The sequence below is a fragment of the Streptomyces sp. NBC_00464 genome, from assembly GCF_036013915.1.
Lineage (GTDB): Bacteria > Actinomycetota > Actinomycetes > Streptomycetales > Streptomycetaceae > Streptomyces.
In genome coordinates, this window is sequence record NZ_CP107899.1 from 713,625 (window position 1) to 736,247 (window position 22,623).

The 22,623-nt window shown below is 71.4% G+C and carries 10 protein-coding genes; 5 read left to right on the forward strand and 5 right to left on the reverse strand.

Annotated features, from left to right (window positions below; translation table 11 throughout):
• Position 1: 1 nt before the first annotated feature.
• The 4 genes from OG912_RS03140 to OG912_RS03155 all read right to left on the reverse strand — a co-directional run bounded on the left by OG912_RS03140 (position 2) and on the right by OG912_RS03155 (position 8,543).
• Entirely contained in the window at positions 2 to 1,225 is a 1,224-nt protein-coding gene (locus OG912_RS03140; RefSeq protein WP_327708054.1) for an ATP-binding protein, read from the reverse strand.
• The gene (locus OG912_RS03145; protein ID WP_327708055.1) at positions 1,222 to 6,441 is read right to left on the reverse strand and encodes a hypothetical protein; all 5,220 of its coding nucleotides are present in this window, start codon (positions 6,439 to 6,441) and stop codon (positions 1,222 to 1,224) included. Before OG912_RS03145 ends, OG912_RS03140 begins: the two co-directional genes overlap by 4 nt.
• A complete protein-coding gene (locus OG912_RS03150) occupies positions 6,438 to 7,298 on the reverse strand; it encodes a DUF4132 domain-containing protein (RefSeq protein WP_327708056.1) in 861 nt (286 codons plus the stop codon). The genes OG912_RS03145 and OG912_RS03150 overlap by 4 nt, the downstream gene beginning before the upstream one ends.
• 231 nt (positions 7,299 to 7,529) lie before the next feature.
• On the reverse strand, positions 7,530 to 8,543 hold the full coding sequence (locus OG912_RS03155; RefSeq protein WP_327708057.1) for a helix-turn-helix transcriptional regulator: 1,014 nt from the start codon (positions 8,541 to 8,543) through the stop codon (positions 7,530 to 7,532).
• Between the two features lie 202 nt (positions 8,544 to 8,745).
• On the opposite strand from OG912_RS03155, the gene OG912_RS03160 reads away from it, so the two are divergent.
• The 5 genes from OG912_RS03160 (at position 8,746) to OG912_RS03180 (ending at position 21,608) form a co-directional block, all read left to right on the forward strand.
• Positions 8,746 to 11,553: a M4 family metallopeptidase gene (locus OG912_RS03160; RefSeq protein ID WP_327708058.1), complete on the forward strand. Its 2,808-nt coding sequence runs from the start codon at positions 8,746 to 8,748 to the stop codon at positions 11,551 to 11,553.
• A gap of 152 nt (positions 11,554 to 11,705) precedes the next feature.
• Positions 11,706 to 15,083 carry an ATP-binding protein gene (locus OG912_RS03165; RefSeq protein ID WP_327708059.1) on the forward strand — a complete coding sequence of 1,126 codons (3,378 nt, stop codon included), beginning with the start codon at positions 11,706 to 11,708 and terminating at the stop codon, positions 15,081 to 15,083.
• Positions 15,084 to 15,266: 183 nt separating this feature from the next.
• Positions 15,267 to 17,804 carry a S8 family serine peptidase gene (locus OG912_RS03170; protein ID WP_327708060.1) on the forward strand — a complete coding sequence of 846 codons (2,538 nt, stop codon included), beginning with the start codon at positions 15,267 to 15,269 and terminating at the stop codon, positions 17,802 to 17,804.
• Positions 17,804 to 20,737, forward strand: coding sequence for an FG-GAP-like repeat-containing protein (locus OG912_RS03175; protein WP_327708061.1), 2,934 nt, complete (start codon positions 17,804 to 17,806; stop codon positions 20,735 to 20,737). Before OG912_RS03170 ends, OG912_RS03175 begins: the two co-directional genes overlap by 1 nt.
• Before the next feature lie 190 nt (positions 20,738 to 20,927).
• Positions 20,928 to 21,608: an AroM family protein gene (locus tag OG912_RS03180; protein ID WP_327708062.1), complete on the forward strand. Its 681-nt coding sequence runs from the start codon at positions 20,928 to 20,930 to the stop codon at positions 21,606 to 21,608.
• A 7-nt stretch (positions 21,609 to 21,615) separates the two neighbouring features.
• Here OG912_RS03180 and OG912_RS03185 read toward each other — a convergent pair whose 3' ends face one another.
• Positions 21,616 to 22,398 carry an IclR family transcriptional regulator gene (locus OG912_RS03185; RefSeq protein ID WP_327708063.1) on the reverse strand — a complete coding sequence of 261 codons (783 nt, stop codon included), beginning with the start codon at positions 22,396 to 22,398 and terminating at the stop codon, positions 21,616 to 21,618.
• Positions 22,399 to 22,623: the final 225 nt, after the last annotated feature.

The following is a 22,623-nucleotide window of genomic DNA, read 5'->3' on the forward strand; positions in this document are numbered from 1 at the left end:
CTCAGTTCTCCAGCACCGCGCGCAGGTCCCACAGGGCACGCCAGGTGGCCGACCCCTGCTCCGCGCGCCTGCGCACCGGCCCGTCCCAGTACCCCAGCAGCCGTGCCGCGTCTGCGGGGTCGTCCTTGCGGACGACGCCGAGCAGATGGCCGGGCAGGAGGGAGAGCACGTCCCGGTCGCCGGGGAAGTAGGCGGCGGCCAGGCCCAGGGCGCCCGCGACGGAGACCGCCTCCGCCGTGCTCATCACCGTGGAGGGGCGCTCGACCTCCCAGCCCTCCACGGAGCGGCCTTCGCGCAGATCCCGGAAAGCGGTGACCAGGGCTTCGAGGACCGCGTCGTCCACCTGGTAGGCAGCGCCCACACGTTCGACGGCCGCCCGTGACTGGCGCCGGACGAGCGCGGTCTCGGCGTCCACGTCCCCGATGGGGCCCACGGTCTCGAAGTTGAAGCGCCGCTTCAGCGCGGCGGACATCTCCGAGACGCCCTTGTCCCGGAGGTTGGCGGTGGCGATGAGGGTGAACCCGGGGGCCGCGTGCATCTGGGCGCCCTCGCCTCCCGCGAGTTCGGGGACCGCGATCCGCCGCTCGGAGAGCAGTGACACCAGGGCATCCTGGACCTCCGGCAGACAGCGGGTGACCTCCTCGACGCGGGCGACGGCCCCCCTGGTCATGGCGGCGAGCACCGGGGAGGGCACCAGGGCCTGCTCGGTGGGGCCCTGGGCGAGCAGCAGCGCGTAGTTCCAGCCGTACTTGAGCTGGTCCTCGGTGGTGCCCGCGGTGCCCTGCACGGTGAGTGCGCTGGTCCCGCAGACGGCCGCCGACAGCAACTCGGAGAGCATGGACTTGGCGGTGCCGGGTTCGCCCACGAGGAGGAGCCCGCGCTCTCCTGCCAGGGTGACCACGCACCGTTCGACCAGGGCTCGTTCGCCGACGAACTTCTGCTCGATCACCAGGCGGGGCGGCACCCCGGCCCGGGGCCGGGCGCCCTTCGGCAGGCTCAGTGCCTCGCCCGCGCTGCCCATCACGAAGGTGACGACGGCACGCGGGGTGAGCAGCCAGCCGGGTGGGCGGGGCCCGGAGTCGTGGGCGGCGAGGAAGGCCAGCTCGGTGGCGTACCGGTCCTCGGGCGGGGTGACCTGGCGGTGCTCCCTGCCGGGCGCCGTCGCCTGGTCCGGGACACCGCCCGAGGTGGCGCTGTCCATGGTGGTCGTGGTGTCGTTCGTCATCGGCGGCGGCCCTTCCGGGGTGCGCGGGTGTCCAGTTCCTCGAAGCCGGGGGCGTCGCCGCCTCGGACCCTTGCCCAGGCGGCTGCGAACAGCGCGGGCACGGGAATGTGGGGCAGGGTCCGGGTGGACCCGGCCACGGGGTACAGGCCTTCCTTCCAGGTCTCCAGCGGCAGTCCGGGGGCGCCGCGTTCGAGCCATCCGCAGGGGAGGAACAGGGTGCGGCCGGCTCGGGAGCGCTTCGCCTCCACGACGAGGTCGGTGGCGGCGAGTTCCGCCCGGGCCTTCTTGACCCGTGCCGGCTTCCATTCGGTCCAGCGGACGCAGTTGCGGTCCGTCGGGTCGGGCAGGGCGAGCAGCATGAGGTAGAGGACGGCGGCGTCCTCGCTCAGGCCGAGGGTGTCGGCGGCCTCGGCCACCAGGTCCGGGACCGCACGCGCCGGGTCCTGGGCCGGGTGGTGCGGGGAGCCGTCGGGTGCGCCGGCCGAGACCAGCGCCTCGGTCTCCTCGTCCAGCAGTGCGCGCAGGGCGAGCACATAGGCGTTGGCGTGCTGGCCGACGGTGCCCTCGACCAGGCCGAACGCCGGGTCGTCGGGGCCGGCCAGGCCGGCCGGCCGGATCAGCAGCTTCTCGTTGTTGCCGTAGCCGGGGGCCAGAAGCAGCGCCGTGCCGACCCGGACCAGACCGTCGGCGTCGGCGCCGCCGGACTCGGGGAGCCCGTGGGCGGCGCGTACCGCGGGCCCGATCGAGTCCCCCGACTCGGTCCATTCCAGACCGAGGTCCAGCACCAGGTCCGGGTCGGCGAGGCGGTCTCGCAGGGCCGCGAGCCCTATGGGCAGGTGCGCCCGCAGGGGATGTCCGTACGGCAGCGTGTAGGCGAGGGTGCGCAGGGCGGTCAGCGCCGAGGCGACCTCTCCGCGTGCGCCCACCCAGCGCAGGCCCGGGCGGCCGGTGCCGTCCTGGACCACGGTGCCGTGGGCGAGCCAGGCCCGGGAACCCGTGTTGAGGATCAGGTCGACGGCGCCCGGAGTGGTGCCCGACAGATCGACGTCGAGTTCCTCGGGGACACGGACGAGGGAGGCCAGGCGTTTCTGCCAGACCTCGGCGGCGGCCCGGACATCTGGGCCCGTGGACCACAGCTCGGCCGGGTCGGCGGGCAGCAGTGCCTGGAGCAGGGCGTGCCGGTCGTCACGGGGCAGGGCGTCCAGCCTGGCCTGGGCGGCCTCGAAGGAACGTGTCTTCACCCCGAGGAGCGCGAGCGCATCCGCGCCGGACTCCTGGACGGCTGCCGACAGCAGGGCGGCGGACTGGAGGGGACCGATGCCGGTGGCCGTGTGGAACGCCTCGGCGGCCTCCGGACGCCAGGGTGCCGGGCCCTGTTCCCGTACCAGCGCGATGAGCCGGGTGAGCCGTTCGCGGTCGATGCCGTGCCGGTGCACGTGCTCGTGGTCCAGGGTGAAGCCGGGGACGGGGCCGAAGGCTCCGGTCGGGTCGTGGTCCAGGACGAGCCAACGTACTGCGTCGTTACGGGAGTTCCATCCGCGGCCGGCGAGGACGACGATGGTGCGGGCGCCCCTGCGCAGCACCTGGCCGAGGCGGTGCACGGTCTCCGGGCGTCCCGATCCGGTCGCCCCTCGGGAGATCGGCTCGACGAGTTCCACCTGCCGGACCGTGCCCGCCGGGTCGGCCAGCGGGCCCGCGGCAAGGGCCTCCAGGAACACGAGGAGACCGGTGCGGTGCTCGGGTGAGGTGGTCGCCGAGGCGGCTCGGTAGGCCAGTTCGGGCAGGTTGTCGAGGAGATCGGTCCAGGTCAGGGAGTCAGCGGGCACGGTGTACTCGTCCCGCTGCCAGCCGTCCACGGGAGTGAACGGGACCGTGGACAGGATGGATGGACCGAACGCCGGCTCGCCGCCGAAGACATGGTTGACGGCGAGGATCTGGCGGATCACGGTCCAACGGCGCCCGGCTCCCCACCAGCCACCGCGCATCCGCTCGGAGTTCCAGGCCGAGGCCGACTGTAGGGTCATGTCGTCGCCGTGCTCGGGCTCCTGATCGAAGAACATGCCCTTGGTGCGCGCGGTGTTCCGGGGCGTGGCCGGCTCCACGGGCTTGGGCGGTGCCAGGTACTGGGCGGCTGCGACAGCCCGGTACACCGCTTCCTGGACGAGGGCGGTGACGCCCGTGAGGAGCCGTGCGTCGGACACCTCGGGCAGCAACCGGGCGACGACCTCCTGGCTCAGCTCCCGCGAAGAGGGCCCGGTGTACTCCTTGACGGCCCGGAACGCCTCCAGGTGTCGGGCGACCACGACGGCGACCTCCTCCAGCAGTTCCTCCGCCCGGGAGTCCGTCAGGTTCCGCAGGGCGGTGGAGCCCCGCTCGTCCCTCGGGCGCAGGGCGTGCCAGTAGGTGAGGGGAGGTACGTAGGGGGTGCCCGCCGCGTCGTTCCCGCCGGAGGAGTCGGGGGTGACGGACCACAGGCTGCCACCGGTGCCGTCCGTGTCCGCCGGGTGTACTTCGACGGAGCGGTGGTGCAGGGCCGCGAGCGGCCGTGACCCGCCGGGCAGGGTGAGGCCGCCGAGCGGCACCGGGGCGTACCCGCCTGGCAGCGGGTGCGGCAGGGTGACGGTGTGGCCGTCGGGGGTGCCGGCGACGATCCGGTGCCCATCGGCGGGGGCGGCTGTGCCGGGCTCGGTGACCGTATGGCGGACCCAGCGGCCGAGGACCGTGCCGTCCGTGCCGAACGGGGTGGTCTCCAGACCGGGCTGGAGCGGCAGCACCTGGCAGTGCTCGGCGAGCAGCCGGGTGCCGTCCTGCACCCCGGAGCGGAGGAAGGCGGGGAGGGATGCGCGGCCGTGGGTGCCGCCGGCCGGGTCGTACTCCAGCCACACCCGCTGCGTGCCCTGGTGGCCTTCCCGCCAGAGCCCGGTGCCGTCGGAGATGACGGCGCGCTGGGGCGGGAGGGAGGTGTCGCCCGCGTGCAGGGCCTTGCCGCCGGTGGCACGGCCGCCGCCGGGCAGCGGCAGGCAGACCTCGTCCGAGGGGCCGGAACCGCCCCAGCGCGGGATCTGCTCGCCGCCGACGGTGAACACCTCGGCGGGGCGGTGCGACCAGTAGCCGCGCAGCTTGCCGTCCTCCCACCAGATGACCAGCAACTCGCCGTCGACGTAACGGAAGGCGAGCTGCCGCCAGTGGTCGACGGTGGCGGGCAGCCGCAGGGTGTGCCGCAGCAGAACGCCTTCCGGGCCGACGACGACGGCCCGTTCGAGCGTGTTCAGGATGAGCGCGGGCCAGGCGCCGGTGACACCGACGTCCTTCGACCGGTGGCGCTGCTGACTCACGGCGGCGGCCTCAGCGGCCAGTTCGGTGTAGGTGTCGTCGAGCGCGGGCCAGCCCAGTTCGTCGAGGACGCCGGTACGCAGGGTGGAGGCGAGCAGCGGCACGACGTCGTGTTCCTTGAGGAGGCGCACGGCTTCCGGGGCGACGTCCGCGACCACGACACGGAACGCCGAGAGCCTGTTGAGAGCCCTCTGCAGCCCGGGGAGCCCTCGGGCTGCTGTGTACTCCTCGGCGCGGGCGGTCAGCCACTCCCGCAGGATTCCGGAGAGCACCGGGTGTGCCGCGAGCTTCGCCAGGCCGGCGTCGCTCAGCCGCTGGCCGCGTCCGTTGCCGAGGCCGCCGACGTCCCGGCGGAGAAGGGCGCGGAAGACCGGCTGTTCGGCGACGGCGGTGAGATCCCGCGCGCCAGGTGCCGTGTCGATGAGCCATGGGCCGACCGGGACCCCGGCGGCCTGCGCGGTGCCCGTGTCCTGGTCGTCCGGTTCGGCCACGGGGACGCCGGAGGCCAGGCAGAGGTCGAGCAGGTCAAGGTCGGCGTTGCGCTGCCAGCGCCCCTGGAACAGCTCGACGGGGCGCCCGTCCGCGCGCAGCCGGTCCGCCATCCGGGCGGCCAGGTCGAGGGTCTGCGGGCTGCGGGCTGCGACGCCCCGGTGGCGCCGGCGGTGTGCCTCCCAGCGGGCGAGCCAGTCCGCCGGGGAGACGGACGGGTCGTAGGGGGTGGCGGAGTCGGAGGGAGCGTTTTCGGAGCTGTCCGGGAGGGCGGTCAGCAGGTCCTCTGCGCCGGATTCGGCCAGCAACGCGAGCCAGCCGCGTTCGCCGTCCGCGTCCTGGCCGTTCTCGCTGAAGGTCTCCGGGAAGAAGCCGAGCAGCCGGGCCCGCACAGCCGCGTCCCGGCCGGCGAGGGCGATGAGCGCGGAGTGGTAGGCGGTCCAGAACGAGGCGGGGGCGCGGACGACTCCCGGGGAGCCGATCAGATCGGCCACCAGCTCGCGTTCGGCGGCCTCGCGGTCCAGCCCGGCGGCCTTGACCAGGGCGCGGACGTCCTGTGGCAGCGCCGCGTACGGCGGCATGCCGGCCGCGCAGCGCTCGACCAGCAGACGGCGGAACTGCGCCCAGGCGTCCGCCGGTGCGAGCCGGGCCACCAGGTCCCGTACGTACTGTCGGAGCGCCTTGACGGTCAGCGCGCCGGCGAAGGCGAACTCCAGGAAGACGGCCCGCTGCCGGTCCTCGTCCACGGCCAGACCGTGCACCCGCTCGGCCTCGCGGGCCTTGCCGAAGAAGGAGGCGGCGTAGGTGGTGTTCTCGGCCTGGAGGAAGAGGCGTGCCACCTGCTCGTAGTAGGTGGGGAGGAAGTGGGGTACGGCCCGGCCGAGCCGGGTGCCGAGTGCGTCGAAGCCCTCCTTGGCCGCTCCGGCGCGGGTCTTGGCCTGTCGGCCCAGCCGTTCGATGTCCTTGACCAGGGCCAGGGCGTGGTGCCCGTTGGCCGGGTCGTTGACCAGCGCCCAGGCCGGGAAGCCCAGCGTCTCGCGGCGCACCTGCCCCACGACGGGGGCTTCGGCGGTCCGGGCCAGCCCGAGGAACTCCAGGGCCAGGTCCTCGGCTTCACCCAGGGTTCCGGGCACGAGCCGGACCACGGGGCGGTCGCCGAGGGCGGTGTGCGTGTAGGTGCGGGCGGTCAGCGCGTCGGCGTCGTCCCGGTCGGTGGCGCCGGCCGGGAGGATCGCGCCCGCGTCCAGCAGGGCCGCCACGCGGGCCTCGGCGGCGAGGGCGGAGGGGCTCTCGCCCCGGGCCTGGCCGGGGAGGATCGCCTCGCTCGCTGCCGCCGTGTTCACGTCGGTGTTCGTCGTCATGTTCGCGTTGGTGTTCGTCGTCGTGGTGCTCATGCCGCCTGCTCCTCGTCCGCCACGTCGCGGCCGGCGTAGAGCGCCGCCGCCATGCGCATGCCCTCGGACCACGCGACGGGGCCGACCTCGGCGGCCGTCAGCGCGCGCCCCGCGGGGTCGGTCCAGCCCAGGGGGCCCGTCTCGGTGCCGTACTCGTCGTATCCGTCGTGCTCACCGATCCAGATGCGTGCCTCGGCCGTGGCACCGTCCTCGATGACCGGGCAGACCGCGTATCCGCCGCGCGAGCGGTACCCGAGCTGGGTGACGCGGCCGTGCAGGAAGCGCAGTTCCTTGAACACGCCGCCGGCGTAGGTGTCCACGGAGGTGGTGTCCGGGGCGAGACCCGGCGGGCGGCGCCACACCTCGCGGAACAGCTGCTCGACGTTCTGGCTCACCCCCAGTTCGACCGCGAACTCCCGCAGATCGTCGAGGTCGTCGAGGAGGACGGGGTGGGGCACGCTGACGACGTCCGGGGTGATGCGGACCGTGTCGCCGTCGAGGTCGACGAGACCGAGGCCGCGGTCGGGGTCGACATCGCGCAGGAACCCGGCGACCCCGCCGTCCGCGCCGGTGACCACCACGTCCCGCAGGGCCGCCTGCCACGCCGGGTCGGGCCAGACCCGGGCAAGCACAGCCGTGGGGACGGGCAGCGAACGCACCATCCACTGCTCGACGTCGGTCAGGCACTGGTGCTCGTGCCGCTCCAGCCACTCGGTCAACTGCCGGAGCCCGACGACCGCCGGGTCCTCCTTCAATTTGGCCGGAACCGACTTCAGCTGCCGCCCCTTCCCGTTGCGGCAGACCACCTTGCCCGCTTCCAGAGCGACTTCGTAGTCGCCCGCCGGAACCCACCCCATGCGCTGTTCTCCCCGTCGTTACGGACGGCCGCCGAACCGGCGGCACGCTGATGAAACCCGTCAACGACAACGCACTGTGACGAGTGGGAGAGACTCTAGGCGTCCCCACTGACAATCAGTTCGGACCCCTCCGCTTCGCCGTACGGGCCCGCACCCTCCCGCGCCGAGCGGCCGGTGAGCCGGTGAGCCGATCGGTGCGCCCGGGAGGTTACGCCCCCGAGCCGGCCGCCCTCACACGGTCAGCCAGCCCCGCAGGGCCGCCCGCACCCCCGCCTGGAACCGGGTCTCCGCGTTCAGGGCCTGCATCAGTCGGGTGATGCGGCGGCGAACCGTGTGCACGTGGATGTCGAGGCGCCGGGCCATCGCCTCGTCCTTCAGGCCGGAGGCGAGCATGGTCAGCAGCTCCCTGTCCTCGTCCGTGATCCGGTCGTGCGTGACGGACCCGATGGGGACAGCCCGTTCCCAGACCGCCTCGAACAGCGGCACCAGCGCGTTGCTCAGAAGCGCGTCACTCACCACCAGGGCCGAGGCCGTCGGGTCCGCCGCGTCGGTCGGCGGCAACAGGGTCACCCGCCGGTCCACCGTGATCAGCTTCGTGGGCAGATCCGTGCCCACCCGTATCTGCACACCCTGCAGGGCCAGATCGCCCAGGCCGCGGGCGCGCCCCTGGAAGCTCAGCCCCTCTCGGTCCACGGCGACGCGCACCCGCACCCCGCGCCGGACCGGTTCGGCCACGTCGAGGGGCGCCGGCATCCCGTCCGGCTGGCTGGCCGCATAGGGCGGCCGGTCCAGAAGCGCCACCTCCTCGCTGGCCGACACCAGCAGCGAGGCCACCCGCGCGGCGATCGCCGCCCCACCTCTGACCGTCTCGATGCCGGTGGTGCGGGGGGTGTTCACGGAGCTCAGCAGCTGGGCGGCGATGCGGTCGACGGATCCGGTGAGCTCCTCCAACTCGGCTGATTTGCGGAGAAGTTCGGCCTGCCTCAGGTGGATCAGATTGCGCAGCGCGGTGGACGGGGCCACGGCTTGGGGAAGCGCGGCCGCGCCCCGGGCCGGGTGGGTGAAGCTGTGCTCGGCCAATTGATCGAGCGCGTTCGCGACCCGGCGGACGGCCAGCCCCAGGGACTGGGCCAGCGCGGTACGGGAGGCGTGTTCGGGTACGTCGAGCAGCGCTTCGTACACCCGGAGTTCGTCCGCTCCGAGCCCGAGCGCCTGCCATTGCGTGTCCCACCCAGTCAGCCCCACTGTCCGGATTCTCACCTGTCAATGCAGGCCACACAAGTGTGGACGTCCACAAGTGCGCACCCGGAACACATTGTTCACACCCCTGTTCCGGTACTTGCATGTCCGTATCCGATATCCGTTCATGCAGTAGTGGCACCGGAGGGGCACCGTGCGGAGTTCAGCACGCAAGAGATCAGCCAGAGCAGGACAGGGGACCGGCAGCATGATCGTCGGCCAGGGCATCGCCGCAGTGCTGGCCGCCGCAGGCCTGTTGGTGACGGCGATACCGGCCGCCCACGCGGACACCGCCACCACGGCCGCCGCGTCCGAGGTGACGCCGGGTGCCGAGACCGAGACTCCGTCGCTCGTCACCGGGCTGAACGAGGAGGCCTCCGCCACCGGCACCGCGGCCGACGCCGCCCGCGGTCACCTCAAGGCCAGGAAGGGCCGCTACCACATCGCGGACACCTCGGCGAAGGACCTGGCCACGGCCGGGACCACGACCGAGAAGGGCGGCAAGGAGACGGTCCGTCTCCAGCAGAAGTACAAGGGCGTCCAGGTCCTGGGCGGCCAGTACCTCGTCCGGATGACCAAGAAGGACGGCAAGCGCACCGTCACCGGCACCTCCGGCAACTACTTCACCGAGCTCAAGCTCGACACGGTCGCCCCGAAGATCTCCGAGAAGGCCGCCATCGAGCGGGCGATCGGCGCCGTCTCCACCAAGCTGGGCGGCGGCCTGCTCCACGCCCCCGCCAAGGGCGGGAAGCCCGCAGAGCAGAAGCTCGCCGGCACCGCCGAGGGCGTCACGATCCTCCCGCAGGGCACCGGCGTGCTCACCCGGCAGATCACCGTCACCGGCATCAGCCCGGTCGACGGGCAGCCGGTGAAGCAGCAGGTGTACATCGACGCGCACTCCGGCTTCCCGGTCCTGCAGTACAGCGACATCAAGACGTTCGGCGCGACGGACACCGCCACGGCCGCCGCCGGCGCGACGGACGCGACCCCCGAGGCGACCCTCCCCGCAGGCGACGAGCTCGTCGTCAAGGGCACGGGCACTCGCTACAACGGCGAGAAGGTCGACGTCAGCCTCTACAAGAACACCAAGGGCCTGCTCCAGACGATCGACTACAGCAAGCGGGCCGCCGCCACCCCGTTCGAGGGCCCCATGCTGGTGACCTACGACGCCCGCGGCCGCGAGGTCGCGAGCGCGTCCGGTAACTGGCCCACCGGCGTCCAGCCGTTCAGCCCGGCCACCCCCGAGCTCGGCGAGGAGTACACCAACTCCGGCGCCGTGGACGCCCACTGGGCGGCCGGCAAGGTCTACGACTACTACAAGAACCACTTCGACCGGAACAGCCTCGACGACAAGGACGGCTACATCTACTCCCTGGTCGGCGTCGTCGCCAACCGCCAGCCGTACAACAACGCCTTCTGGGACGGCCAGAAGATGGTGTACGGCCAGGGCGGCGGCGACTACCGCACCTTCTCCGCCGACACGGACGTCGTCGGCCACGAGATGACGCACGGCGTCGTCGAGCACACCGCGAACCTGGTCTACGCGGGCCAGTCCGGCGCGATGAACGAGGCGCTCGCCGACTACTTCGGCAACGCCATCGACCTGGAGGCGAACAACGTCTCCATGGACGACCCGGACGCCGGTCTGCTCGGTGAGGACCTGTGCACCACGCTCAGCCCGCGCGAGTGCGCCCTGCGTGACCTCAACGACGGTGCCACCACGTCGAAGAACTTCATCGGCGCCACCTACGGCGGTGACAACGGCGGGGTGCACCTCAACTCCACGATCTTCTCCGGCGCCCTGTGGGACATGCGCCAGGACCTCGGCAGCGAGCTCGCCGACCAGATCGTCTACCGCGCCCTGTCCGCGTACATGACCCCCCTCGACGGCTTCACCGAGGGCCGCGCCGCGGTCATCGCCGCCGCGCAGGAGCTGGGCGTCACCAAGGCCCAGCTGAACACCGTGAAGAAGTCGTTCGACGCGCACGGCATCGTTCCCGGCTGGGAGAAGGCGCTCGGCGTCGACACCGACACGCTCCTGAACAAGGTCAACATCGCCAGTACCGGCGTGGGCGCGGGCGGCGGCAAGTACGCCGTCTCCAACTCCAACGCGGACGGCAGCGAGCCGTACTCGGTGTGGCTGGGCAACACGTCAGGCAAGGGCCAGCCGCAGCTGATGAGCGCCAACAACGGCGACTACAACGTCTACGCGAACACCGACGGCAAGACGGTGGTGTGGGCCGACTACAGCAGCCAGGGCATCAAGATCATGGCCCGCCCCGTCAAGGGCGGCCTCGCCAAGATGGTCGACAGCATCGGCAGCGACGTCTCCGGCCTCGTCGTGGACGGCGACTGGGTCGCGTACACCGCCTTCAACCCGCAGTTCGGGGTCACGAACGTCCGGTACGTCAACATGAAGACCGGTCAGATCGGTTTGGTCGACGGCGGTCGCCCCTACAACATCTCGGGTCTGCCCTCCATCAAGGACGGCAAGATCGCCTACGCCAAGGTGGCCCCTGACGCGAACGGCAACTACAAGGTCGGCGTCGAGGTCTTCGACGGCGCGACCAGCACCAAGACGGCGATGCCCACTCCCGACGACGTCATGGGCATCGGCCAGACCGCGATCACCGACGACGGTGTCTTCTGGATCGAGGACAACGACGTCACCGACTCCGGCAAGGCCGCGGTGCGCCGTGCGAACCTCGACGGCTCGAACCCGGTCACCGTCACCCCGGAGGCGGGCGCAGACTCCCTCTACGCCTACAGCCTGACGGCTTCGGACGACGCGGTCAGCATCACGAGCACCCCGCCGGCCACGTGGTGGGCCAACGACACGATGGCGAAGCTGTACCAGGTCGCCCCCGACGGCAAGGGCGGCCCGCAGCGGATGTCCTGCAACCGCGGCGAGCAGGTGTTCGGCGTTGCCGACGAGGGCCAGCGCGTCCTGTGGCTCGACGGCACCACCGGCTACACCAACCTCGTGAAGCGCGACCGCCCGGCGGGCCGGTGCTGATCGGGAACTGACACCCGAAGGGAGGCGGCCAGGCTTTGGGGAGCTCGGCCGCCTCCCCTTCATGTGCCCGGCCGGGTCCCGTTCCGCCGGCCGGTCTCCAGGCACGCCCCGGGCCCTGCGGGCTCAAGGTGCCCGGCTAAAGTGGCGCCCCCATGAACACGCAGCAAACGCCCTCCACCACCGGCCATCGCGCCACCCCTTTGCTGCGTCTGCACCTTTTCGGCCGATTCCGGGTATCACGTGACGATTGTTCCGAACTTACCGGGCGGTGGCCGCGGCTGACGGCCCAGGCACTGGTCAAGCTGCTCGCTGTCACCCCGGGCCATCGGCTGCACCGGGAGCAGATCATGGACATCTGCTGGCCGGACACCGATCCGCACGCGGCCGCCGGCAATCTCCGCGTCGCGCTGCACGCCGCGAGGCGCGCGCTGGAGCCCGAGCTCGCCCCGCGCGCCGCGTCTTCGTACCTCGTGTCGGACGGGGCGATGCTCTCGCTCGACCCGGCCACCGTATGGGTCGACACCGACCATGCCGAAGAGGCTGCCGAGTCCGCTCTGGCGTCGCGCGACCCCGCCGCGCTGAAGGACGCTCTGGCCCTGTTCACGGGCGAGATGCTGCCGGAGGACCGTTACCTCTCGTGGACGGAGCCGCGCCGGGCACGGCTCACCGCCCTGAAGGAGGAGATGTACCTGGGGCTGGCATCGGCCCACCTGGAGAGGGGCGAGTTCCAGGAGGCGACAGCGGCGGCGGAACACGTCCTGCGGGCCAGCCCGGCCGAGGAGGCGGCGCACCGGATCCTGATCGACGCCTGCATACGCCAGGGGCTGCGACGGCGCGCGGTGGGCCAGTACCACCTGTGCCGTGAGGCGCTCGCGGCCGAGCTCGGTGTCCCGCCCGGTCCGGAGACGGAGCGTCTGCACCGGCTCGCCCTGGCCACCACGCACAGGCCGGGCCCGGCCCAGGTGGCCCTGCCCGCGCCCCTGCAGAGCCCGGACGTGGCCCCCTTGCGCGGCCGGGACGAGCTGCTGCGCCGGCTGCTCACCACCGAAGGTGCGCCGGTTCGCATACTGACGGGCGAGGCCGGTGTGGGGAAGACCCGGCTGGTGGCCGAGGCCGCACGGCTCGCCGCCGCCTCCGGATCGGCCGTGCTGTGGGGCGCCGGCCACGATGCCGAAGGACACACTCCTTACGGCGTCTTCGCAGAGGCGCTCGACGGCTGGCTGGCCGAGCGGGACGTGACCGAACGCGCCCGCGTGGGCGCGGAGTATCCGGAACTGGCGGCCTTCCTTCCGTCGCTGGGCCAGGTACGGTCCCCCGGTGACCGCAGTCCCGGGGAGGAACGCGACCGCCTGTTTCGCGCCACGGCCGGCCTTCTCACCGAACTCGCCACGGTGCAACCGGTGTTGCTCGTTCTGGACGATCTGCATGCCGCGGATTCCGGCTCGTACCAACTGCTGAGCCACCTGGCACGACGCGCTTCCCGTCCTGGATTCCCCTTGCGCGTCCTGGTGACGTACCGGGCCGAGGAACTCGCCGACTCCGGTCCTCGGGTCGTGGATCTTGCGGCTCTGCTGCGGCAGCCGCAGATCGTGCACGAGACCGTCCAGCGCCTCGACCGGGAAGCGTGCATGGCCGTGGCGCGCGATGTCGCATCCGCGATGGGCGAGGCGTCTCTTCCCGGGGCCGGGCCGGACAGTGCGAGGCGGTTGGACCGGGTGTGGGACCTGTCTCTGGGCAACCCGCTGTTCGCCGGTGAACTCGCCCGGAACCTGAGCGCGGACGACCCCGGGGACGTGGCGCCGGACGGGGTCCGGCAGTTGGTGGCGGAGAAGCTCGCGCGCCTCGACGGGAACACCCGACGCGTGGTGGAGGCGCTGTCCGTCGGCGGCGCCGAGACATCGTTGTCGGAGCTGCTCGACGTGGCCGCCGACGGCTTGCATCCGCCTCTCTCGGGGGCCGCGGCGATCACCGCTCTGGACGAGGCCATCGGCGCCGCGCTCATCGAGGAGCGGACCGTCGTCGTGACCGGACGGCACGAGACGGGAATCGCCTTCCGGCACCCGTTGGTCCGCCTCACCTGTTACGAACGGTTGTCCGCCGTCCGCCGCAGGCACCTGCACGGCGCCTTCGCGCAGGCGGTGCGCCGCCGCCGCCCCGACGCCGTCGACACGCTCGCCTCGCATTTCGCGCGCGCCGACGACGCCCGCGCGGCCGAGTACCTGCGCCTGGCGGCGGAACGGGCCGCGGCCCTGTACGCGAACGACACGGCCGACCGCTACTACCGGGACCTGATAGCCCGGCTCGATGTCGACGCGGGCCGCGCCCGGCTCGCGCACGCTCAGGTGCTGCGCAGCATGGGCCACTTCGAGCAGGCTGTCGGCGCCCTGCGGCCGGCCCTGGCCGAGTTCGAACGGCTGCACGACCACGACAATCGCGTCCTCGCAGCGGCACTGCTGGCGGAAATGCTGGTCAGAACGGGGTCCCCCGCACCCGGCCTCGCCATCCTGCGGCAGCATCCCGTAACGGAGGAAACCGCGCCCGAACCGACGGCGGGTCACTTCCTGACGCTGTCCGTCATCCTCAGTACCCAAGGTCATTACGACGACGGGTGGGCCGCCGCCGAACGCGCCCTGACAGCGGCGGACGCGGTGCCGGGACATTCCAGCCACGGTCTGAAGGCCCGTGCCATCGTCCTGCAGGCGAGCAATCTGGGGCTGGCGGGCCACTTCGACCTGGCGCATGCTGCGGGCGACAGAGCGTTGGCGCCGGCCGAGGCCTACGGCGATCCGACGCTCCTCGGATCGGTCCTGTCGATGCTGCGGGAGAACGCGCGCCGCGCCGGCCGCCTGCGCGAGGCGATCGAGAGGGGAGAGCGCGCCCTCGGCCTCGCCGAACGGTCCGGCGGACCGGCGGCCGCCGCCTTCGAGCGGGCGAACCTCGCGGAACTGTGGCTGCTCCTGGAGGAGCCCGAGCGGGCCCGCGCTCTCGCCGAGGCCGCGGTCGCGGGCGCTGAACAGGCCGAGGCCTGGTGCCTCCCGTACGCACTCGCGGCGCTGGCCCGCACCCGGTGGGCCATGAACGACGCAGTCGACGCCGAGGTCCTCCTGGACCGCGCCGAGTCGGTCGCCGCCACGCTCGGGGACCAGCGGGGGAACCACGCGGTGCGCACCTCACGTGCGGAACTCGCTCTGCACATGGGGGATCCGGAGACGGCGCTGCGGGTGCTGGACCGTTTCAGCGACGAGGAACCGGTGCCGGCGGCCTGGGGCGAGCTTCTCTCCGGCCGTGCCGAATCCGCCCGGCAGCGCGCCGTGGCCGAGGTGTCGCGGGCGGAACGTACCGGGGAGCATCTTGCGGAGGTGGAGGCTCGTCTCGCACTCGGTGCCGCCTTGTCCGTGCTCGGCGAGGACGCCGAGGGGGCCGGGGAACTGGCGCGGGCCGAGTCGCTGGCCGAGCTCCTTCCCTACCCGGCCGGGACGAGCCGCGCCGCCTGGGCGCGGGCTCTGTTGCGCGCTGCGGAACAAAGCTGAGAAGCACAGCTGACAAGCACAGCTGCGAGACACGGCTGAGAAGCACACACCGGAGGCACCGCTGACGGCGGTTGGCCTGTCCGTGGTTGTCCGGCAATGGCAAGCCGCGCACTGTAATGCCCGAGTAACGGCGTCTGTCTAGTGTCCGAGCTCCCCCGTACCGTTCCTGGAGGAGCTCCCCCGATGCACCTGTCCCAACCGCCGTGGCGTGGCCGCGCCGTCTGGGCGGCGGCCGCCTTCACGGTGACCGCTCTGCTGACCGCACCGCTTTCCACGGCCGCCGCAGCCGATGCCGCGCCGTCCCCCAAGGTCGACTCGGCGCTGCTGAACGCCGTCGACGGCGGCGGCGAGGCGTCGTTCTTCGTCGTCCTCAAGGACCAGGCGGACCTGTCCGCCGCCAAGAAGAAGAACTCCCACGCCGCAAAGGCGAAGTCCGCGTACAGCGAACTGCGCGCCCACGCGAAGAGCAGCCAGAAGTCGCTGAACACCTTCCTCGACAAGGAGAAGGTCGGCCACCAGGACTACTGGATCGCCAATGCCGTCCAGGTCACCGGCGACCAGGACCTGGTCGACCGGCTCGCGAAGCGGTCGGACGTCGCCCGCATCGTCAAGGAGCAGACCTACAAGCTCGACGAGACGGAGAGCAAGGTCTCCGCGGCTACGGGCAGCACGGTTTCTGATGACGGCACCCCCGAGTGGGGTGTCAAGGACATCAAGGCCGACCAGGTGTGGTCGCAGTACGAGGACCGCGGCGAGGGCATCGTCATCGCGAACGTCGACTCGGGTGTACAGTACAACCACCCCGACCTGGTGGCGAACTACCGGGGCAACAACGGCGACGGCTCCTTCTCCCACGACTACAACTTCTACGACCCGACCGGGAACTGCGCCTCCGACGGCACCCCCTGCGACAACAACGGCCACGGCACCCACACGATGGGCACCATGGTCGGCAAGGGCGGCGTCGGCGTCGCGCCGAACGCGAAGTGGATCGCTGCCAAGGGCTGCGAGAGCGACGAGTGCTCCGACGAGTACCTCCTCAAGGCCGGTCAGTGGATCCTCGCCCCGACCGACCACACCGGGCAGAACCCGCGCCCGGAACTGGCACCGAACATCGTCAACAACTCCTGGGGCGGCGGCGACACCACCTTCTACCAGGACATCGTCGAGGCGTGGAACTCCGCCGGAATCTTCGAGGCGTTCGCCGCGGGCAACGACGGTGACGGAGCGACCTGCTCCACCGCCCACGCCCCCGGCTCGCAGGCACCCGCCTACGGTGTCGGCGCCTACGACGTGAACGGCAAGATCGCCAACTTCTCCGGTTTCGGCCCCTCCCTCGTCGACAACTCGATGAAGCCGAACATCTCCGCCCCCGGTGTCGACGTCCGTTCCACCTGGCCGGGTTCGTCGTACATGGTCGAGTCCGGTACGTCGATGGCCACCCCGCACGTCGCAGGCGCCGTCGCGCTCCTGTGGTCGGCGGCCCCCTCCCTGATCGGGAAGATCGACGAGACCCGCGCGCTGCTGAACCAGGGCGCTTCCGATGTCGATGACACGCACTGCGGCGGCACCGCCTCCATGAACAACGTGTGGGGCGAGGGCAAGCTCGACATCCTCGCCTCGATCGACAAGGCCCCGCACATCGCGGCCACCGTCACGGGCAAGGCCACCGACAAGGCCACCGGCACCGCCCTGGCCGGCGTCACGGTCAGCGCCACCGCCAACGGCACCACCCGTTCGGTGACCACCGCCGACAACGGCACCTACCGGCTGACCCTGGCCGCGGGCACCTACGACTTCTCCTACACCGGTTACGGCTACGCCACCGACACCATCAACGGTGTCGCCGTCGCCGAGAGCCAGGCCCTGACCCAGGACATCACCCTCGACGCCGTGACGCAGCACGCCGTGTCCGGCACCGTCCTGGACGTCACCGGCAAGCCGCTCGCCAAGGCCACCGTCACCGTCGAGGGCACGCCCGTCCCCGCGGTCACCACGGACACCGCCGGCCACTTCACCCTGCCCAAGGTCTCCGAGGGTGCGTTCACGATCACCACGACGCCGGCCGTCCCGGTGCTGTGCAACGGTGTGGACAACACCAAGCTCGCCGTCGACGCCGACAAGACGATGAACGTGCGGCTCCCGGCCCGCTCGGACGCCTCCGGCAACAGCTGCACCCCGGGTACGTACTCCTGGATCGCCGGTTCGACGAAGGTCGCCCTGTCCGGTGACGAGGACGCGAAGAACGTCGCGCTGCCCTTCCCGGTGAAGTTCTACGGCGCCTCTTACAACAGCGCCGCCGTCACCACGAACGGCCTGATCGACTTCCTGGCCCCGCGCGTCGGTGACTACACCAACACCGCCCTGCCCTCCGCCGCGAAGCCCGACGGCATCGTCGCCCCCTTCTGGGACGACCTGATGCTCGACAAGAAGTCGTCCGTGCAGACCGCCACCACCGGCAAGACCGGCAAGCGCACCTTCGCCATCGTGTGGAACAACATGCTGTTCGCCGACGGCGGCACCGACCGCGCCACGTTCGAGGCCGTCTTCGAGGAAGCGACCGGCGCGATCACCTTCCAGTACAAGACCGTCCCCGGCAACGGCGGCAAGGCCACCGTCGGCATCGAGAACCAGACCGGCACCGACGCCCTCCAGTACTCCTTCAACCAGACGGTACTGACCAACGGTTCCGCCATCCGCATCGCGCAGGGAGCCAAGTAATGACGACCCGTACCTCCCGCCGCGCCCTGCGCCTGGCCTCCACCCTGGTCGCCGCCGGCCTCGCCCTGACCGCGGCCCCGCACGCCCTCGCCGCCACCGGCGACGACGGCTCCGCGATGAAGCTCACCAGCCAGCAGGCCGACAAGCTCGCCTCGCACATGGGCGTCGACGTCTACGGCGAGAACCTGAAGTCCATCAACGCCGGTGACGACACGACCGGTGACACCGACGACGGCGACGACGCTCCGGTCTCCGGCCTCGACGCGGCCGGCACCGACGCCTCCACACCGGTGACCTTCACCAACACCTCCGCCCTGGAGGGGGTGCGCGGTCTCGGTGCGACGATTCCGGCGGGCTCCGACGGCAGCTACTTCACCGTCCACAGCCTCGGCAACGTCCAGCTCCACAAGGCCGACGGCACCACCGCCTGGGCCCGCAGCAACTCCTCGCTCTACACGGACTGGCAGGCCAAGCCGCTCCGCGTGTGGCAGGTCGAGCCGTACCCGGCGCACATCATGATGGGCTACAACGCGGTCAGCCCGTTCACACCCGCCTCCGACCAGGGCTTCGACACCGGTGACCTGACCGGCGACGGCACCCCCGACCTCGTCTTCTCCGCGAGCGTCGGCTCCTCGCCCTACCGTCCGATCACCTCGCCCGGTTCCACCCTGCCCACGGGTACGTTCGTGACCGTGCTGGACGGCAAGACCGGCAAGATGCTCTGGTCGAAGCTGTACTCGTACGCCACCAGCGTGAAGCTCGTCGAGGGCACCCTGCTCGTCGGCAACACACCCGCCTACAACGGGAACGCCCCCGTGGGCGAGACGGCCACCCTCTACGGCACCCGCTTCTCCTACGCCGACGGCGCACTGACGCCGACCACCACGTGGTCGTACGACACCCAGCACACCCAGGCGACCTGGGGCGCCCTGGAGTCCGCGGGCGACGGCAAGGCCGCGGTCTCCTGGGACCTGGAAAGGACCGCCACCACCCCGAGCAGCAGCCGCACCCTCGTGCTCGATGTGACCGACGGCTCCGTCACCTGGCAGGCCGACAGCGCCCTCTACAGCCGCCAGCTGCACCTGGACACCACGCGCAACCGAATCGTCGCCCTGGAGCAGTCCGACTCCACCGACGGCGTCCGCTACGAGATCGTCTCCTACGCTCTCGGCACCGGCGCCCGCGCCACCCTCGACAGCCGCTCCAACGTGCTGCCGACCGCCATGACCATCGGCGACCTCAACGGCACCGCGAAGACCGAGTACGCGGTCGCCGAAGCCACCTTCGACCCCAACCTCTATGTCAGCGCTGCCACCGTCCGCGTCCTCGACGGCACCGCTCCCGACACGGCTCTGTGGTCACACACCACCAAGCGGAACGCCGAGAACCCCCAGGACGGTGCCAGCACCTGGCGCCTGGACATAGTGAACGGCAGCCTGGTCGCGTCCTCTCAGAACGACAGTGGCATGGACACCGCCGACAACGCCGGCGGTGACGGCAAGGCCGACCTGACGGTGTTCAACGGCAAGGGCGCCGTGCGCTGGCAGCACCGGGACAACACCGCGTCGCCGATGTTCCAGCAGGTCTTCAGCGACAAGAGCGGCAAGCACGTCCGGGTCATCGACCAGGAACAGAACGTCCGCACCTTCGACCTCGCCAAGGGCGCCGAGCAGAACCTCACGCCGCTCCAGGGCGAGCTGTCGTTCGCGAAGGCGCTCGATGTCGACGGCGACAAGAAGCAGGACGTAATCGCCGGCGGAACCTCGCACGGCGTGTGGGCCTACGAGGGCGGCTCGCTGCTCACCGGAAAGCCCAAGAAGCTGTGGCAGGCCACCGTCACCGGCCAGGTCCACGCCATCGAGACCGGTGACGTCACCGGTGACAGCAAGCCCGAGATCATCGTCGCCGCGGACACCGCCACCGTCGTCCTCGACGCACGCACCGGCAAGACACTCACCACCATCGAGGGCGGCAACAGCGCCGGCACGTTCGTCCGCTCCGTCACCGTCGCCGACGTCAACGGCAAGGGCAAGGACGAGATCCTCGTCCCGACCGACGCCCTGCGCGCCTACAACGGCAACGGCAAGAAGCTCTGGCAGTACGCGGCACCCGCCGGCTCCGGTGACGTCGTCTTCTCCGACACCACCACCGCCGACGGCCGCGTCTACACCCAGTACGCCAGCGTCGGCGCGATAGGACTCGACACCGCCGCGGTGGACGGTGTCGCGCTCGACGGCACGAACGGCAACGTCCGCTGGACCGCGGCCCCCAAGGCCCCGGCCCAGGCCGTCGACGGAAGGATCCACGGCGCACTGCTCGACCACGGCGTCTTCGCCTCTCCGAACATCCCCTACGCCGACGGCCACGCCGTCGTCTACACGTGGATCGTCCAGGCCGTGCCGAACTTCGACTCGACCACCGCCGCGTCCGCCTACGTCGTCGCGGAGATCCGCGACGGACGCACCGGCGAACTGCTGCACCAGACGCTGACCGGCAGCCCCTGGTCGCACGGCAACTTCTTCACCGGAGATGCGAGCGACGGTCTGCTCGCCACCAGCTTCGGCACCATCCGCGTCTTCGGTGCCGACGGCCAGGACGGCAAGGGCTCGGTGTCCGCGCCGCTGCGCACCACCCAGTTCATCACCGGCCCCGGCGGGCGCAAGCTGCTGGCCGGTGGTGTCGAGGGCGGCGTGGGGGCATGGGACCCCGCGATCCTCACCAGCGGGGACTCCTTCAGCAGCGCCCTCGGCGCCGGCAATGCATCGGGCGGCCGCAACTACCTCGCCGTCGACCTCGACGGTGACGGAGCCGAGGAGATGATCTCGCTCAACTTCAACACCACCGGCTACGACCGGATGGCGGAGGAGGTGGGCGGGCGCGTTCTCAGCCCGGACAACAACATCCACCAGATGACGACGTTCAAGCTGTCCTGACCCCCACCCGGCCGATCGCCGGGGTGCCCCACGCCGTGAACCCCCTGGTCCATGCCCAGGGGGTTCACGGCGTATCGGGGGGGGTGCGGCTGTCTGCGCGTCACGGCCCCCCTACCCGCACGTGACGCCACCGACTAACTTTTTCCGGTACCCATATCCATTATCTGGAACTCATGAGAGATGAGGCGCTGTGTACACGCTCACCTTCCTGACCATCGGCCAGGCCCCGCGTCCGGACCTGTCCGAAGCCATCGAGGCGCACCTGCCGGCGACCGCACGCATACGGCACGCCGGTGTACTCGACGGTCTGACGCGTCGGGAGGCCGAGCTCCGCTTCGGGGCGACGGAGGGCCGCGCGACCCTTCTGAGCCGGCTGGCCGACGGCAGTTCCGTGACCCTGGACGCCGGTGCCGTCGGAGCCGGGCTGCAGTCCCGTATCGATCAGGTGGAGGACGCGGGCGCCGACGTCGTGGTGCTCCTGTGCACCGGCTCGTTCCCCGGCCTGCGGACCCGGCGGGCACGGCTCGTCGAGCCGGACGCCCTCGTCACCGGATACGTCGGCACGGTCCTGCGGGGCAGCCGTGTCGGGTTCGTCGTGCCGCTGCGTGAGCAGGTGACCGAGGCGCGCGAGAAGTGGCGGGCCGTCGTTGCGGACCCCGCGTTCACCATCGCCTCGCCGTACGCGGACAACGACGCGGCTCTGCTCTCGGCAGCCTGCAAGCATCTTGAGTCGGGCGCGGACGTCCTGATGCTCGACTGCATGGGGTACGGGGCGCGGCACCGCCGGTCACTGCGCGAGGCGGGGCTCACGGTGCCGATCCTGACGCCGGGTGCGGTGGTGGGCGCCGCCCTCGGCCCGCTGCTGGACTGAGGGCGCCTCAGCGGCCGGCGTCGGTCTCGACGTACCGCAGCCAGTACGGGTCGCCGATGCGCTTGCCGACGCGCAGGGCGGCGTCCCGTACCGCCCGGCCGAAGCGGGCCGCGTTCCCGTCGTGCAGCTCGGGCGCGGGCAGCGCGACGCCGATGCCGAAGACCTGTCCGGTGTCGCTGTCGAGTACGGCGGCGGAGACGCCGGCGACGTTCGGTACGTACTCGCCGCGCGAGGACTCCCAGCCGTCGGCGCGGACCCGGGCCAGGCAGGAGGTCAGTTCGCCGGGGGTGCGCGGCGCCGAGCCCGTGCTCCGTTCGAGGCGCGCGTCGACGAGGCGCAGCACCTGCGCGTCGTCCAGGCGGGCGAGCAGGGCCCGCCCCATGGAGCTGGCGTAGGCCGGTGCCCGGGTGCCGGCCGGGGTGTACGCCTGGAGGGCGCCGGTCGTCCCGAGCCGCATGTGGAGCACGAGCGACTCGGGACCGTCGAGCACGTCCACGTACCCCGTGTACCCGATGGCGGCGACCAGCCCGGCCAGCTCCTCCTCCAGGAGGGAGGCCGTGCTGCGTGAGGCACGGAAGTGGTACGAGGCCTCCATGACGAGTACGCCGGGGCGGTAGGCGCGGCTCGTCGGGTCACGGTCGAGGAAGCCGTAGTCGGCCATCATGCTGAGCGTCCGCGAGACGGAGCTCTTGGGCAGGTCCAGCGCCCCCGCGACATCCGTCACGGTCAGATCGCGCTGCAGACGTGCCATCAACTGCAGGACATCGCGCGCGTTGGCGAGTGTGCTCACCGTTCTCCCGCCTCCCCCGAGCTCCCCCGAGTCATGTCGTCCGATCGTAAAGGGCGCCCGGGCGTCCCCTTCACCGCCCCTCGTCCGCGATTTCCGGACCGCCCACATTTCGAGAACCCGGGCCGGACCCTTGACGGCGGACTGCGCCATATGGATGATCCAAGGAGATCCAAATATTCAGACGTAGTTCCATATTTTAGAACTTCCCCAGGCGACTGACAAGGC